This is a genomic window from Myroides pelagicus (assembly GCF_009711055.1).
GTDB classification, from domain to species: domain Bacteria; phylum Bacteroidota; class Bacteroidia; order Flavobacteriales; family Flavobacteriaceae; genus Flavobacterium; species Flavobacterium pelagicum.
Map to the genome: position 1 here is coordinate 16,608 of NZ_WMJY01000009.1, position 16,819 is coordinate 33,426.

General features: G+C 34.6%; 15 protein-coding genes. 11 read left to right on the forward strand and 4 right to left on the reverse strand.

The window, feature by feature from the left end; genetic code table 11:
* Position 1: 1 nt before the first annotated feature.
* From GJV77_RS05505 to amaB, 3 genes are all read left to right on the forward strand, one after another.
* Entirely contained in the window at positions 2 to 1,258 is a 1,257-nt protein-coding gene (locus GJV77_RS05505) for a murein hydrolase activator EnvC family protein (protein ID WP_155035365.1), read from the forward strand.
* Between the two features lie 17 nt (positions 1,259 to 1,275).
* Complete coding sequence (locus GJV77_RS05510) at positions 1,276 to 1,809, forward strand: 3-hydroxyanthranilate 3,4-dioxygenase (RefSeq protein WP_155035366.1); 534 nt, start codon at positions 1,276 to 1,278, stop codon at positions 1,807 to 1,809.
* Positions 1,810 to 2,066: 257 nt separating this feature from the next.
* Positions 2,067 to 3,614, forward strand: a complete 1,548-nt coding sequence (gene amaB, locus GJV77_RS05515) for an L-piperidine-6-carboxylate dehydrogenase (protein ID WP_155035368.1) — start codon at positions 2,067 to 2,069, stop codon at positions 3,612 to 3,614.
* Positions 3,615 to 3,705: 91 nt separating this feature from the next.
* On the opposite strand, the gene GJV77_RS05520 is transcribed toward amaB, so the two are convergent.
* Genes GJV77_RS05520 through GJV77_RS05530 form a run of 3 tightly spaced genes read right to left on the reverse strand, consistent with a single transcriptional unit; the run spans position 3,706 to position 6,186 of the window.
* Positions 3,706 to 4,263, reverse strand: a complete 558-nt coding sequence (locus tag GJV77_RS05520) for a DUF3575 domain-containing protein (protein WP_155035369.1) — start codon at positions 4,261 to 4,263, stop codon at positions 3,706 to 3,708.
* Positions 4,264 to 4,306: 43 nt separating this feature from the next.
* On the reverse strand, positions 4,307 to 5,041 hold the full coding sequence (locus GJV77_RS05525; RefSeq protein ID WP_155035371.1) for a metallophosphoesterase family protein: 735 nt from the start codon (positions 5,039 to 5,041) through the stop codon (positions 4,307 to 4,309).
* A 5-nt stretch (positions 5,042 to 5,046) separates the two neighbouring features.
* Positions 5,047 to 6,186: a DUF5929 domain-containing protein gene (locus tag GJV77_RS05530; RefSeq protein WP_162521571.1), complete on the reverse strand. Its 1,140-nt coding sequence runs from the start codon at positions 6,184 to 6,186 to the stop codon at positions 5,047 to 5,049.
* Positions 6,187 to 6,352: 166 nt separating this feature from the next.
* On the opposite strand from GJV77_RS05530, the gene GJV77_RS05535 reads away from it, so the two are divergent.
* The 8 genes from GJV77_RS05535 (at position 6,353) to GJV77_RS05570 (ending at position 16,031) form a co-directional block, all read left to right on the forward strand.
* On the forward strand, positions 6,353 to 7,357 hold the full coding sequence (locus GJV77_RS05535; protein WP_155035373.1) for an AAA family ATPase: 1,005 nt from the start codon (positions 6,353 to 6,355) through the stop codon (positions 7,355 to 7,357).
* Between the two features lie 86 nt (positions 7,358 to 7,443).
* Entirely contained in the window at positions 7,444 to 8,307 is an 864-nt protein-coding gene (locus GJV77_RS05540) for a DUF58 domain-containing protein (RefSeq protein ID WP_155035375.1), read from the forward strand.
* Between the two features lie 2 nt (positions 8,308 to 8,309).
* On the forward strand, positions 8,310 to 9,932 hold the full coding sequence (locus GJV77_RS05545; protein ID WP_155035377.1) for a BatD family protein: 1,623 nt from the start codon (positions 8,310 to 8,312) through the stop codon (positions 9,930 to 9,932).
* 2 nt (positions 9,933 to 9,934) lie between these two features.
* A complete protein-coding gene (locus GJV77_RS05550) occupies positions 9,935 to 10,936 on the forward strand; it encodes a vWA domain-containing protein (RefSeq protein WP_155035379.1) in 1,002 nt (333 codons plus the stop codon).
* Positions 10,937 to 10,942: 6 nt separating this feature from the next.
* The gene (locus GJV77_RS05555) at positions 10,943 to 11,986 is read left to right on the forward strand and encodes a VWA domain-containing protein (protein WP_155035381.1); all 1,044 of its coding nucleotides are present in this window, start codon (positions 10,943 to 10,945) and stop codon (positions 11,984 to 11,986) included.
* A 12-nt stretch (positions 11,987 to 11,998) separates the two neighbouring features.
* Entirely contained in the window at positions 11,999 to 13,477 is a 1,479-nt protein-coding gene (locus GJV77_RS14800; protein ID WP_193563672.1) for a tetratricopeptide repeat protein, read from the forward strand.
* Between the two features lies 1 nt (position 13,478).
* Entirely contained in the window at positions 13,479 to 15,263 is a 1,785-nt protein-coding gene (locus tag GJV77_RS05565) for a BatD family protein (RefSeq protein ID WP_155035383.1), read from the forward strand.
* Between the two features lie 6 nt (positions 15,264 to 15,269).
* Positions 15,270 to 16,031, forward strand: a complete 762-nt coding sequence (locus GJV77_RS05570) for a tetratricopeptide repeat protein (RefSeq protein WP_155035384.1) — start codon at positions 15,270 to 15,272, stop codon at positions 16,029 to 16,031.
* Between the two features lie 38 nt (positions 16,032 to 16,069).
* On the opposite strand, the gene GJV77_RS05575 is transcribed toward GJV77_RS05570, so the two are convergent.
* Positions 16,070 to 16,612 carry a CvpA family protein gene (locus GJV77_RS05575; RefSeq protein ID WP_155035387.1) on the reverse strand — a complete coding sequence of 181 codons (543 nt, stop codon included), beginning with the start codon at positions 16,610 to 16,612 and terminating at the stop codon, positions 16,070 to 16,072.
* Positions 16,613 to 16,819 lie beyond the last annotated feature (207 nt).

Below are 16,819 nucleotides of genomic sequence, written 5' to 3' on the forward strand. Positions count from 1 at the left end.
TATGAAAACAAAATATATTACGCTATTACTACTATGCACCTCTACCTTTGCTTGGAGTCAACAAAAAGAGACACAGGTTCAACTAGAACGTAGAAAGCAACAGATCATGATAGAGATCAAATCTGTACAAAAACTATTACAAGTTGAAAGAACCAAAGAGCGTAATATCTTATCTGAAATAGGAGAATACAACCGTAAAATATCCTTAAACAAGCAGTTGATTAAAAATGTTCAACAGCAAATCAACACAACGAACAATACAATAGCAAAGACACAAAAAGAGATAAATACACTAACCGCTGAATTAGAAAAACTCAAAGCGGACTATGCAGATATCATCGAGAAATCATATAAAAATAAGTCTTCACAAAGTCGTATGATGTATATTCTTTCTTCTGATAATTTCTTACAAGCTTATAAACGCGTTCAATATTTAAAACAATATGCTGAATACAGAAAAGAGCAAGGTGAAGAATTAAAAGAAAAAACAATTGTACTCAATGAAAAGGTCGATAAATTAAACCTTGAACGTGAAAAACAGAAAGTCTTACTAAACGAACAACAAGCAAATCAAAAAGAGCTAGAACAAGACTTAATCGCTCAGACTGACTTAATGAACATCGTCAAAAAAGACCAAAAAAAGTATAACGAAGAAATCAAAAAGAAACAGCAGGAGACCAAAGAAATTGATCGAAAAATACAACAGCTAATTCGCGAGGCAATTGCTGAAGCCAATAGAAAAGCTAGAGAAGCAGCAGCGAAAGCAGGTAGTAAAACAACAAAGTCAAAATCGAGTAGTACATCTGCAGCATTTGAGCTAACACCTGAAGGTAAGTTAATTGCTGATGACTTTAAAGCTAACCAGGGAAAACTCCCTTGGCCTGTAGAAAAAGGGTACATTTCACTTCCGTATGGTGATCAGCCTCACCCAGTTCAAACACATTTGACGATTCACAATAGTGGTGTAGAGATAACAACCGAAAAGGGAACTAATGCGCGAACAGTATTCCAAGGTGAAGTACTTCAAGTACAAGTACTGCCAGGAGGTAATAAAGCCATTCTTATCCAACATGGAGATTATATTACTGTATATCAGAACCTAAGCGAAGTCTATGTGAAAAAAGGAGATAAGGTTAGCTTAAAACAAAGCATTGGTATTGTCAATACCAATAGCAGTAATAAGACAATATTAAAGTTCTTATTGACACAGAATGCGGACATAAAAAATCCTCAATCTTGGTTGAGCCGAAGTAACTAAAACCAATAGAAAAACAAATGACCACGACACAAAGTATCAATATATTCAAATGGATCAAAGAGAATAAAGATCTTCTTCGACCACCTGTAGGAAACAAGAACATTTACCCTTTGTCAGAGGACTATATTGTCATGGTTGTTGGGGGACCAAATGCGCGAAAAGATTTTCATTACAATGAAGCTGAAGAATTTTTCTTCCAACTTGAAGGAACCATCTATATCGATATTCAAGAGAATGGTAAACGAAAACGCGTTACACTTGAAGCTGGTGATATATTTCTATTACCTGCAAAAGTACCTCATTCTCCAATACGCACAGAAGGTTCTGTAGGACTAGTTGTTGAAAAAAAGAGAAAAAACAATGCATTAAAAGATGGGCTTATCTGGTATTGTGATCACTGTAATCATAAACTTTATGAAGTATATTTTGAATTAAACAATATTGAAACGGACTTCTTACCACACTTCAGAGATTTTTACACTTCAGAAGCACTGAGAACCTGCAGCAAATGCAATCACACTATGGAAAGTGATCCAAAGTATGTCAAATAATAAATCGCCATTCAATCACATTATCATTATAAAGGTCGTTCTTCAATAGAATAGACCTTTTTTCATATCCATACATTTGAAAGACGGAAGATATCTAAGTCTCCCCCAAGAAACAACTAACTAAAAGCATTTTCACGATACTGTTCTTAGTGATGGACACAAACATAAAAAAAGAAGTTAGCCCTTAAACGTACAAAACAATTGGCTATATTTTTTTATATTAGCATATAATCAACTATAAACTAATAAATTACAAAATGACCAATCTAAATAAAGAATTCAGTATCGATGAAGTTCTACAGCAACTAGGCTTAAAGGAGGTAAACCTTGGTTCATCAACGGGAGTTGATAATTTTGCTAATGGAACCATTTTAGAATCATATTCCCCAGTCGATGGAAAACTTATAGGTAAAGTACAAATAAGTACACCAGAAGATTACGAAAGAGTAATGCAAACGGCAACCGAAGCTTTCAAGTCTTGGCGATTAGTACCTGCTCCAAAACGAGGAGAAATAGTCCGTCAAATTGGGGAAGAACTACGCCAAAACAAAGAAAACTTAGGTAGATTAGTTTCCTATGAAATGGGGAAAAGCTTACAAGAAGGACTAGGAGAAGTACAAGAGATGATAGATATCTGTGACTTTGCAGTAGGATTGTCACGCCAACTATACGGATTAACAATGCACTCTGAGCGACCACAACATCGCATGTACGAACAATGGCATCCTATAGGCGTAGTCGGTATTATATCTGCTTTTAACTTTCCAGTAGCTGTGTGGAGCTGGAATACCATGTTAGCTTGGGTTTGTGGGGACGTCTGTATTTGGAAACCAAGTTCTAAGACACCTCTTTGTGGTGTAGCCTGTCAGCATATAATCGCGCGCGTGTTTAAAACAAATAATATTCCAGAGGGAGTGTGTAATCTTGTGATTGGAAATACTTGTGGAGATTTGATTAACAATGACAAACGAATTCCTTTAGTATCATTCACAGGGTCAACACGCATCGGAAGACATGTGTCTCAAGCAGTGGCTACACGATTTGGAAAAACAATTCTCGAATTAGGAGGAAACAATGCTATTATAGTATCGGAACATGCAGATATCAATATGGTTTTAGTAGGCGCTGTATTTGGTGCAGTAGGAACAGCTGGACAACGTTGTACAACTACAAGAAGGCTTATTGTACATGAAGATGTTTATGACAAGACGATTGACATCTTACAAAAGGCTTATGCACAATTAAAAATAGGAAATCCCCTAGATGCTTCCAATCACGTCGGTCCACTGATTGACCAGTCAGCCGTAAAAGATTACTTAAATGCTATTGAAAAAGCAAAACTTGAAGGAGGTAATATTATAGTAGAAGGAGGTGTATTATCAGGCGAAGAATATGAAAGTGGTTGCTATGTCAAGCCTTGTATCATTGAAGGAGAAAACCATTTCGAAATTATACAAGCAGAGACCTTTGCTCCTATCTTATACATTATGAAATATAAAGATCTAGAGGAAGCTATTGCTTTTCAAAATGATGTTCCTCAAGGATTATCCTCTTCTATTTTCACAACTAATATGATAGAAATGGAATTATTCCTTTCCCAAGCAGGTTCTGATTGTGGTATAGCAAATGTAAATATTGGAACATCTGGAGCAGAAATTGGAGGAGCCTTTGGCGGAGAGAAAGAGACAGGTGGTGGAAGAGAATCAGGATCTGATGCATGGAAAGTATATATGAGAAGACAAACGAACACGATCAATTATGGCACTGAATTACCTTTGGCTCAAGGTATAAAGTTTGATTTTTAACCCAGAAGACAATATATGCTCTATAAACAGAAAAGCAAAGGGGCTCTACAGTGTAGGAGCCCCTTTGCTTTTCTATTCTACTAATTCCTGATTAGAATCTATATCCAATATTTACACCTGCATTGAATTCAATTGCAGAAAAACGGTCGTTCACCTCACTACTGAAATTACGTGCTATGTTCGCAAAAGGATTAATGGTAAATGAATCACCTAAAGCCCATTTATAACCAAACCCCATACCGAAGATAAAGCTATTCATATCTACTTTATCCATATAAGCTTCATTATTTACATCGTTCCATTTTGTCTCTTCAAAATCACCAAAGCGGTATTTCATAAATGGCGTTAAAACATAACCACTACCATTAGCGTCATCCTTTCCACCAAAATAATAGTTATAATTCACTGCTAAGCTGTTTGTTTTAAACTTCTGATTTCTGCTTTTCTTTTCTGCATGATAAGAAAAACGATCATTAATATTAAAGTTTGCTCCTATTGATTGGTTATGATCAATAAAATGTTCATATCCCAACTCTACAGACGCCAGTACTAATGTATTCAAAACATTAACCTTAACCTCATTAACTGCTTGTGCTTTTGCACCAAAAGAACCAGCTAAAAATAACAGACCTAAAAGTACTCTTTTCATATTCAAATTTATTTTTAAAGCGCAAATATAATAAAATGCGAAGTTAATTGTGATTTCTTCCTACTTCTTCTGGATATAATGTATACACAGGGTCACTTTGCCAATACTCCTTCGAATCAACATCTAATATGGAAATCACTCCTTTGAATGCCGCTCCTGTATCAATATTCCAGACATTAGCGAAATGCTGTGGCTCAGAAAAACCAAATAACGTAACGGGTGTATGACCAATAAAAATCTCCGAATAATGTTTTAACCTTCTCGGATACAATTCATCTTTAACCGTTAAGTTGGGGTCTTTTGCCATTGCTAATTCCCAAAGTGTACGATCCCAATACAAATACTCTTCAAAGAACTCAGCATCAATTCCTTTAGGATTCGTAAAGCCCGCATGAACAAAAAGTCGATTATCACTATCAATATAATAGCGCTCTAATGACTCAAAAAAATCCATATGGCGGTCCACACTCAAAGGCTCCATCTCCTTGTAAACTTTCAACGTTGCATCTCCACCATGAAACTCCCAGAGCTTATTTACCTCCTTAGTAATTAGCCATTTGACCAAAAGAGTTTCATGGTTTCCTCTTAAAAAAACACAAGATTGTTTCTCCTTTAACTCAAGCAAGTAATCGACTACTTTATCAGGCTCACTCCAGCCATCAACATAGTCTCCTAAAAATATAAGTTTATCCTCTATTGTTACTTCTGCACGTGATAATACCTGACGTAACGCCTTGTATCCACCATGAATATCACCAATAACTAATGTTCTCCCCATAGACCTTATTCCATTTCATATTTAAGCTTACGCAAGATACGCATAACTTCCTTAAAACCATTAAACAACTGAGGGTCACGGTGTGCCTTTAAATAATCTTTAACCTCAATTAACTCATCAATAGCCTGCTCAAAACCGTTGAGATAACACAACATCATATTATAACATAACTTGTTTAATATACGCCCCTCCTTAGAAGTAAGCTTTAAGTTATTTTGGATTTTATAGATAACATTTAAACTATTCCTATAAATATGTCCCAATATATTTCTGTTATATGTTGGAGGTTCAAACAATACCGTGTTGTAAATCGCATAGGTACCATTTTCGAAAAAGTGAATAGCAACCTCTTCAAAAGGGTAATAAGAGGTCTTGTCATTTAGTCCTAAATTCAGGTACTCAGTAATAACAAACTCATTATCATCATAGTAAATAGTAACAGCATCTAAATCCGAGTAAAAGAGTTGTATTTGCTCATTGACAAATAAAATATCAACTCTAGAATAGAAAGGAGTTCCCCGTACCACCTTCTTCTTACCTGCCCAACAAATAATAAATTGCTCTTTAAACACACTATACTGTGCTTTCAAATCCTTATGTGTTCCAGCAATAAAACTAACAACCGTGTCCAGCAGCGTCTTGAAGTCAATCTGAGATACATTCTCTAAGCTCGTCACTACTTTACTATTATCTTCTCCTATGACTTCCTCATTGGGAACAGAAGTACTTCCTACTCTATAGAAAAACATACCTTCTTCTATATCGCTAATACTTCGCTTGAAAGAAGTCCGCAAATTATTCGGTTTAATAGTCACCAACCCGACCACTTTATCCTTTGGCAATAAATCAAAAGGAACATTGTCATAAACAATACTTGGTGCATTATCTAAATAAGCATTCACCAAGTTCTGAATTTTACTATCATCATAAAAATCTACGCCGATTATATAATTATCAGTATCTTCAATGCCGACAAGCAAATAGGAATTATTCTGAGGATTGGAGTTAGATAGTGCACAGATGTGCTTGAGAAACTTAGCTTTTCCTGATTTGGTGTGTAGGTTAAGTTGTCTTTTCTTATCGTAAAAGCTATTTTCATCATAATAGCCCAATATATTTTTGATAAGTAAACGCTTGTTAATCACGGCTAATTAATTTTAATTCTTAAAATTATAAAAAGAAAGTCACAATTGACACACAATTAAAAAAGAAGTATTTTAGATTTAACCATATATTAACAACTGTATAAAGAATATTTTTCCAATTTGCGTAAAGGTTTAAAAAAGAGTCTATTTAACAAAACAAATAAGTATGAATAATACAGCTTCAAATTATGATATCCGAGAATTAAATGAGTTAATAGAAAAAGAAAGTGCTTTCATTGATCTATTAACAATGGAGATGAACAAAGCTATCGTAGGGCAAAAGCATATGATTGACCGACTATTGATTGGATTAATAGGTAAAGGTCATATTTTATTAGAAGGGGTTCCTGGTCTTGCGAAAACCTTAGCGATAAATACACTCTCTAAAGCAGTACATGGTAGTTTCAACAGAATACAGTTTACACCTGATTTACTACCCGCTGACGTTATCGGAACAATGATCTACAACGTAAAAGAAAATGACTTTAGTATACGTAAAGGACCTATATTCGCTAACTTCATCTTAGCTGATGAGATAAACCGTGCTCCAGCAAAAGTACAATCTGCATTATTAGAAGCAATGCAAGAGAAACAAGTAACAATCAGTGACGAGACTTACTTATTAGATCAACCATTCTTAGTAATGGCAACACAAAACCCAGTAGAGCAAGAAGGGACATATCCATTGCCTGAAGCACAAATGGATCGTTTCATGCTTAAGACTGTTATTGACTATCCTAAACTAGAAGAAGAGCGATTAGTAATACGTCAAAACCTAGCAGGAGAAAAACCACAAATAAATCCGGTAGTTACACTTGATCAGATCAGAAGAGCACAAGAAGTGGTCAAACAAGTCTATATGGATGAAAAAATAGAAAAATACATTTTAGATATAGTATTTGCTACACGTTTCCCCGAAGAGTTCAAACTAGAAAAACTAAAACCAATGATTAGTTTTGGAGCTTCTCCTCGTGGTAGTATTAACTTAGCAACAGCTGCAAAATGCTATGCCTTTATCAAACGTAGAGGTTATGTAATTCCAGAAGATGTACGTGCCGTGGTCGTAGATGTACTAAGACACCGTATTGGGGTAACTTATGAAGCTGAAGCAGAGAATATTACTTCATTAGACATCATCAACCAAATTGTCAATGAAATTGAAGTGCCTTAATCAATAACAGCTTGAAGATAAAAAAGAACCTATTTATAATTTACTATGAATAGGTTTTATAGGTTAAACACTTTGAAAAACTAATTATGGAGACCAAAGACATTTTAAAAAAGGTCAAAAAAATCGAAATAAAGACAAAGCGATTAAGTGATCATATCTTCTCGGGTGAGTATCATACTTCCTTTAAAGGAAGAGGTATGACATTCTCTGAAGTGAGACAATATCAGTTTGGTGATGATGTTCGAGCGATTGATTGGAATGTTACTGCTCGATATAATGAACCATACATTAAAGTCTTTGAAGAAGAGCGTGAACTGACGTTAATGCTTATGGTTGATGTCAGTGGATCAGAAAACTTTGGTTCTACTGATACCTTCAAGAATGAAATAGTTACTGAAATAGCTGCAACTTTAGCCTTTTCGGCAACACAAAACAACGATAAAATTGGACTTGTCTTATTTTCTGATCAAATTGAGTTATTCATCCCACCTAAAAAGGGAAAGACACATGTCTTGCGTATTATACGTGAATTACTAGATTTCAAACCCAAAAGCCAGCAAACCAATGTATCATTAGCTCTTGAATACTTAACTAAAGTACTCAAGAAAAAGGCCATTGTATTTGTATTGTCTGATTATATTACACCTGACTTCGAATCTACCTTGAGAATATCTGCCAAAAAACATGATATCACAGGAATTAGAGTCTTTGACAAGCGAGAACGGCTCATTCCTAACGTAGGACTAATCAGCGTTTTGGATGCTGAAACAAAGGAAGAAACACTATTAGATACCTCTTCCAAAACAGTAAGAGATGAATACAAAGCTTACTTTGATAAAAAGGAACAAAAATTCTTCAAAGTATTTCAAAAGTGTGGGGCAGGAACCATCAATATAGAGGTCAATGATAGTTATGTAAAAAAACTCTTAGGCTACTTCAAATCAAGATAAGGATGATTAACAAGAAAATATTATATATACTAACTAGTTTACTATTCTTTAGTACAGCAATACAAGCTCAACCTATCATTGAGTCAAAAGTTGATACAACAGCAATAAAAATAGGAGGTAATATTCACTATACCATCACTGCCCTAGCAGATAAAGGTACACGTGTCCACTTCCCTGAAAATAATCAACTAGGAGCATTTGAAATAACTCAAAGTTATCCAACAGATACGATTGTTAAAAATGGCAAAGTAGAATTAGTTAAGAGCTATGACCTAACTAACTTCGATGAAGGGGCATACACTCTACCACAATTACCAATAATAGTAGACGCTTCTGTATTCAAAACAGATTCTATAAAGATCAATGTCTTAGGAGTTCAAGTTGATACTCTAAAAACACCGTTATACGATATTAAAGGGATTTCATATAATCAAGCTTCTTTTTCTACATATTGGTATTACATCATATTTGTTATACTCTCACTAGCCATTGGATTAGCTCTATACCTATTTATCAAATATCGTCAAGAAAAAAATCTTACTGAAGATGATAAATACAAGACACCTTATGAAAAAGCTGTAAAAAAGCTCAAAAAACTAGAAGAGAAGAAGAACTGGACACGTGGTGATGCTAAACCGTATTACTCTGAAATGAGTATTATCGTAAGAAACTTTTTAGAAGACACCTTTGACATCTCAGCTCGCGAGATGACAACACATGAAATAATGATGCTTCTGAAAAACACCTTGAATATCAAAAAGATAAAGCTAAAACCTGAAGTAGTTAAGGAGTTTAAACGTATTCTAGAAACTTCTGACCTCGTGAAATTTGCTAAGTCTCAGCCTTCAGAGAATGAAATAATTGGGGATACAAACAAAATTCAATCAATTATAGACAACTTAAATGAGGCTTACCCAATATCGGCTGCTACCCAGACTGAAAGAATTCGCTTAAGAGAAGAAAGAAAAAAACGTCGTATGCGATTTCGTATTTGGGTACCTGTAGGTGTATCAGTTGTATTAATGCTTATTACTGCAATAGGGTACTACTTTACAAGTGCTGGTGAAAGGGAATATAACTTATTCACTTTCAACAAGACAAAACGATTACTAGAAAAAGAGTGGATAACTAGTACCTATGGTTCAAACCCAGGGATAACGATCTCCACGCCAACCGTTCTTGTTAGGAAAAATGAGACAGTATTACAAGAAGCAAAGTTTGAAGGTTTAGAATCAATTCAACAATTCAAATTCAATACACTTGAAGACCCTTTCTGTATTATGCTAAACAATTCAATAACAAAGAAAGAATTCAAAGCAAAAGAAAAAGATATTATTGCAAATGCAATTAAAATGATTACTCAAAACTACAAAGTGACAGACATCGAATATGACACTAGTGATTACGACAATGCAAACGGAGTAGTTGGAACAATCATTGAGGGACACTTCAAGATAGAAATCGTAAACTCTGGTAAAATAGAGGAGAAACTATTTGAAGGTGTATTAACTCAATATGGTGAAAACAGAAGCCTTATCTTTGGCTTTTATCAGAATAATGATGAATTAGGATCCGAATTACTTCAACGAGTATTCGAGTCTATTCAATACAATTCAGAAAATTAAAAATGACAAACGTAACTTTCTTAAATCCAGAACTGTTTTGGCTTTTACTTTTACTACCCGTATTATTTTACGTGTGGTTTAAAACAAAAACAAAACAACGCCCAACCATAAAGCTTAGTTCTATCAAAGGAATTAAGAGCATTAAATCTTTCCGTATAAAGTTATTACCATTAACCATTGTATTACGCTTATTAGCTTTTGCTGGATTGATCACTGCTTTAGCACGTCCTCAAATCATCAGTGTAGAACATCAGGTTCATTCCACACATGGAATTGATATTATAATGGCAATGGATATCTCAGGAAGTATGCTTGCTAGAGATCTTCAACCAAATCGTTTGGAAGCATTAAAACACGTTGCATCAGACTTCGTACAACAACGTGTAAATGACCGTATTGGCATTGTAATTTATGCAGCTGAAGCTTATACAAAAACACCTGCTACAAGTGACAAACCACTTATTTTAAATGCCCTACGTTCTATTAAATACCGTAATGATATAGAAGACGGTACTGCAATAGGTGTAGGGTTAGGTACGGCTATAAATCGCTTAAAAGAAAGCCCTGCTAAAAGTAAAGTCATTATCCTATTGACCGATGGGGTAAATAACACTGGAGCTATAGATCCTATCATGGCGGCTAAAATTGCTGAAGAATACAAAGTTAAGGTCTATACAATCGGAATCGGAACAAATGGACTAGCTGATTCACCCGTGGGAATAAAAGCAAATGGAGAGATTGTATATGAAAAAATACCTGTAGAGATAGACGAAGAACTAATGAAAGAAATTGCTAAAATGACAGGGGGTAAATACTTTCGCGCAACAGACACTGAAAGCTTAAAAAGCGTCTATGAAGAAATTAACACACTGGAAAAAACAAAAATAGACGAACAAAAGTTTGTGAATACAGAAGAAAAATTTCATCTATTTGCTTTAATTAGTTTCTTCTTACTAAGCATCGAAATAGTTCTAAGAAAAACATTATTTAGAGGATTTATATAAGTCATTATGTGGGAATTAGATAATAAAAAATACTTTCTATTACTTATCATTGTAGCAATTGTCATTTTACTTATTGTTGCAGACTTTGTATGGAAGAAAAAAAAACAAACAACATTCGCCTCTAACAAAGCGATAAAAATATTGGCACCTAACCAATCTAAAAACAAAGCTATTATTAAAGCAAGTATTTATACCTTAGCCTTAATTTCGATTGTATTTGGATTAGTAAATCCCAAAATAGGTACTAAGCTCATTACTGTTAAGCGTCAAGGAATAGATATCGTGTTTACTTTAGATGTATCAAAAAGTATGCTCGCTCAAGATATGGCTCCTGATCGCCTATCTAAAATGAAGCAACTTGTATCACAGATCATCAGTAACCTAGGCCCTGATAGAATTGGTATTGTAGGATATGCTGGTACGGCTTTTCCGATGCTGCCAATCACTACTGACCACTATGCTGCTAAAATGTATTTGCAAACGATGAATACAGATATGGTTTCTTCTCAAGGAACTGCTTTTGAAGACGCTATTTTTCAAGCCAGCAATTTCTATGACAACCCCAATACTAGTAAAGTCATGATTCTAATTTCTGACGGAGAAGACCATGGAGAAGAAATGGATGGAGCGATTGCGATTGCTAAACAAAAAGGAATTAAAATAATTACTATTGGTGTCGGTACTGAAAAAGGAGGTCCTATCCCCATTCGAACTGCAAAAGGTACTGAATACAAAAAAGATTGGAACAATGAAATCGTTATTACTAAGTTGACACCAAATACCTTAAAACATATTGCAGAAAAAACAGGAGGAAAATATTATTACGGTTCAAATACACAAGAAATCGTAGACCTAGTAAAAAATGATTTGAACAAAATACAAAAGACTGATTTCGAATCACAACAAATATCAGAATACCAATCTCAATTTCAATGGTTCTTAGCCTTTGCATTACTCCTTCTAATGATTGATTTATTTATCTTAGAAAGAAAGACACTTTGGATGAAGAACTTGAATTTATTTAATGAAAAGGACGATGATAATGCTTAATGAAATTCTATAATGAAAAATACTCTTTATATCATAATCACCCTTGTTTTCTCAGTATCCGCTCTTGCTCAAAGTGCAGGTAGAGCATTAAGCAAAGGAAACGAAGGCTACGAACACAAACAATATATACAAGCAGAAGCTTCATACAGAGTGGCTAATGCTAAACTAACAGATAGTGCTACAGCTGAGTACAATTTAGGAAATGCGCTATTAAAGCAAGGTCAAACCAAAGAAGCTATTTCTGCCTTTCAACGTGCAATAACTAAAACAGATAAAAAAACAGACAAACACCTTGCTTATCACAATATTGGTAATGCTTATATGAAATTGAAAGATTATAAGAACGCTGAAGATGCATACAAAAACGCTCTACGCAATAATCCTAATGATGAGGAAACTCGTTACAATTATGCAGTTGCTAAAAAACTAAACGAACAAAACCAAGACAAGCAAGACCAAGATAAGGACAAGCAAGACCAAGATAAGGACAAGCAAGACCAAGATAAGGACAAGCAAGACCAAGATAAGGACAAGCAAGACCAAGATAAGGACAAGCAAGACCAAGATAAGGACAAGCAAGACCAAGATAAGGACAAGCAAGACCAAGATAAGGACAAGCAAGACCAAGATAAGGACAAGCAAGACCAAGATAAGGACAAGCAAGACCAAGATAAGGACAAGCAAGACCAAGATAAGGACAAGCAAGACCAAGATAAGGACAAGCAAGACCAAGATAAGGACAAGCAAGACCAAGATAAGGACAAGCAAGACCAAGATAAGGACAAGCAAGACCAAGATAAGGACAAGCAAGACCAAGATAAGGACAAGCAAGACCAAGATAAGGACAAGCAAGACCAAGATAAGGACAAGCAAGACCAAGATAAGGACAAGCAAGACCAAGATAAGGACAAGCAAGACCAAGATAAGGACAAGCAAGACCAAGATAAGGACAAGCAAGACCAAGATAAGGACAAGCAAGACCAAGATAAGGACAAGCAAGACCAAGATAAGGACAAGCAAGACCAAGATAAGGACAAGCAAGACCAAGATAAGGACAAGCAAAACCAAGATAAGGACAAGCAAAACCAAGATAAGGACAAGCAAGACCAAGACAAGGACAAGCAAAACCAAGACAAGGACAAGCAAAACCAAGACAAGGACAAGCAAGACCAAGACAAGGACAAGCAAAACCAAGACAAGGACAAGCAAGACCAAGACAAGGACAAGCATAATAAGAAAGATAACAAAAAGGATAACGAAGATAAAGGAGAAAAGGATAACGAAGATTCAAAAGGCAAAGAACAACCATCAGCTTCTAATCCTAATAACCAACCTCAGCCGATGAGTGCCTCACAAGCACAAATGAACCAAATATTAGAATCTTTAGAAGCTAAAGAAAAACAAGTTCAACAACGTATTCTAAACAAAGGAAAAGCTGGTGAAACACCAGTTGGAGGAACTAAGAAAAAAGAAAACAAAAAAGATTGGTAAAATGAAATCACTTCTGAAATACATACTTTTACTATGCTTGTTTATTGGTAGTCAGCATACCTGGGCACAATATACATTTGAAGCTAAAGTTAGTAGAGAAAGTGTGCCTTTAAATGAATCTGTACGTATTGATTTTACAATGAATGGTGATGGTGATAATTTCTCACCACCTTCATTCAATGGTTTAAAAATCGTGGGAGGTCCAAATCAATCCGTCAGTCAATCGTGGATACAAGGAAAGCGTACGTTTTCCAAAACATACTCTTATTTCCTACAATCGACAAAAAAAGGAAAGATAATATTAGGAACTGCTTCAATTGAAATAGAAGGCAAAACCTATAAAACATCACCTATAGCCATTACCTTTACAGATGCAGTGCAGAAACAGCCTCAACAAAGCCAGCAAAGAGGGCTCAATAGTATTCAACAACAGTCCCTTGAGCATATACACTTAGTGACTGAAGTTAGTAATACAAACCCTTATATTAATGAACCAATAAATGTTTCTTATAAAATCTATTTCAGAGATGGTCTTTCAGGTTATGCAGGTAAAAAAATACCAAAATACGAAAGCTTTTGGGTTCACAATATTAGCCAACCTGCGCAACCTGTCTTAAAAAAGGGCAAATATAAAGGGGAGGAATATAACTACATAGAAATCAAGAGAGATGTCATCATGGCGCAAGAGTCTGGTAGTTTTACAATCGACCCTCTAGTGCTTGATGTACAAGCACAAGTCTATACTGGTAGACGTGATTTTTGGGGATTCCCTGAAGTAGGTCACATCGAAAAAGAAATAGGAACAAATAAGGTTACCATTAATAGTAAAGCATTACCTGAAAAAGGAAAGCCTCAAAACTTCAGTGGCGGTGTAGGTAAGCTACAATTTAAAGCTATCCCATCAAAAACCGAAACGAAAGCAGGAGACGCGATTACATTAAAAGTTCAAATATCTGGACAAGGAAACTTAGATTTAATAAGTATCCCTACCCCAGAAGCACAATCTGCACTGGAGTTATACGATCCTGTTTATTCAGAAAAAACGATACCCGGTGTAAATGGATTACAAGGTCATCGCACTAATGAATACACTATCATACCTCAGTACAAAGGCGATTATTACATTCGCCCTATGGAATTTTCCTATTTTGATTTAGCTTCTAAATCATATAAGACGATTATCACAGATAGTATTAAGATAGCAGTATTAGAAGGTCCCACTCTTCCTACAAACAAAGAAGCTCAAGAAGTACAAGGAACTGATAATACAGAAGAGAGTGAGCTTTTTCAACCTATCGAAGAAAAAGCAACATTTATAAACAACTTAGATACAAATAGCTATTGGCTTTCAAATACTCATATTGCATTAACCTTATTACCTTTAATTGCAATACCTTGCTTTGTTGTTTTCATACATAAAAAACGAGAGTTAGACGGAGATATAGAAAGTATTCGCTCACGGAAAAACAATCGATTAGCACGTAAATATCTAATTGATGCTAAGAAGTGTATCCTTGATAAAGACCGCTTTTACGAAGCTCTAGAACGTTGTTTACACAACTTTCTAAAAGCGAAATTAAAAATAGAGACTACTGAAATGTCTAACGAGACAATTCAAGAGTTATTACATGCTAATCAAGTTTCTGAGGAATTATCCGCTTCTTTTCTTTCGTTAAAGAACGCATGTGAATGGGCTAGATACACTCCTTCAGATCAAGTAGACCAAAACAAAGATTACAATACTGCTGTGCAAGTAATTAGTCAATTAGAAAAACAATTAAAGTAAATCCAAATGAACTATTTTTTTTACATATTCTTATTCCTCTTGCCTATCAGTATTAATGCTCAAGATAAGGAGCATTGGGATGTGAAGTTCGAAAATGCTAATAGCTTATACGTAAAGGAAAACTATGCAAAAGCAATAGAAATTTATCGTGATTTAATTAAAGAACGTGATAATTCTCCTGAGGTGTATTACAACTTAGCAAATGCTTATTATAAACTTCATAGTTATACTGAATCGATCTATTATTATGAAAAATCGCTTAAGTTAGACCCTACAAAACAAGCATATACGACAAACCTCAACTATGCTCGAAAAAACTTACAAGACGATATTTCAATAACAAAAGACTATACAGAAAAAGACATTGTACACCAAGGATTAAGTCTATTCACCGTAAACCAATGGACCGTAATTAGTACTATTGCCACCCTTCTTATTTTTGCTGTTTTTGTTCTTTATTATATCTCAACGACAAGTGCACTTAAAAGATTATGGTTTACCTCTCTCATCATACTTGTGATTGTTAGCATAGGTTCTGCTTATAGCGCCTATTTTGAGAATAACTACAAAAAATACGAGTACTCTGCTATTATTTTTGATTCAGAAATCGACTTTAAAACAGAGGCGAAAAACACATCTGAAACAATCCAACAACTACACGAAGGTACTAGAGTGCATATAATTGGAGAGAAAGGAATTTGGATAAATATTAAACTCGACAATCAAGAAGAAGGCTGGATAGAAAAAAGTTCTATTAGAAAAATATAAGTACAAAAAAGGGCATCAAATGATGCCCTTTTTTGTACTTATATTGATTCTGTTTCTATTGGTGTGGTCAAAATATCAACACTCTGTTCAAACAAAGTCTTCACCATAGCATAAAGGCTAGGCAACAATTCCTCAGATAAAACCATATAAACTTGATAACTATAGGACAGAAGTAACGTATCTTGGTTAACTAACTGAACAGCCTTATTTAATTCATCAAAAAAAGATAGTAATACACTACCTACTAATACAACAACCAATACCTGAAATACAGCTCCAAAAAGCCGATTAACAAACCCTAAATAAACTGATTCAAATACCTTCGTTAGCATATTTGCAATAAACTTGACTACCAATATAGATATAAAAAAGGCAGCTACAAATGAAATAATTGGCAATAAAGAAGTATTCCACCCTAATTCAGTATACAACCAAGCCTTAAGTACATTAGAGAATTTTAAAGCTCCTATAACACCAATTAAAATAGACAAAAAAGCCGCAACAGAAACAAATAATCCCTTCTGAAAACCAATATAAATACTATAAACTAAAGCTATTCCAACAATTATATCTAATATCATGTACTTAATTTTAATACGAATATATTACAATTCACTCATTTATTATTAACTTAAGTCCATCAATTAGACTATTATTGTATCACCTTCCAGAGTTATACGAGTTATTTGGAGAGGTAAACATTATCCTTTCCAAATAAACCAATATCAATATACAACCATTCCAAAAAAGTAGTTTAGGTTGTTTAGTTAGAGAAATACTAATTCACC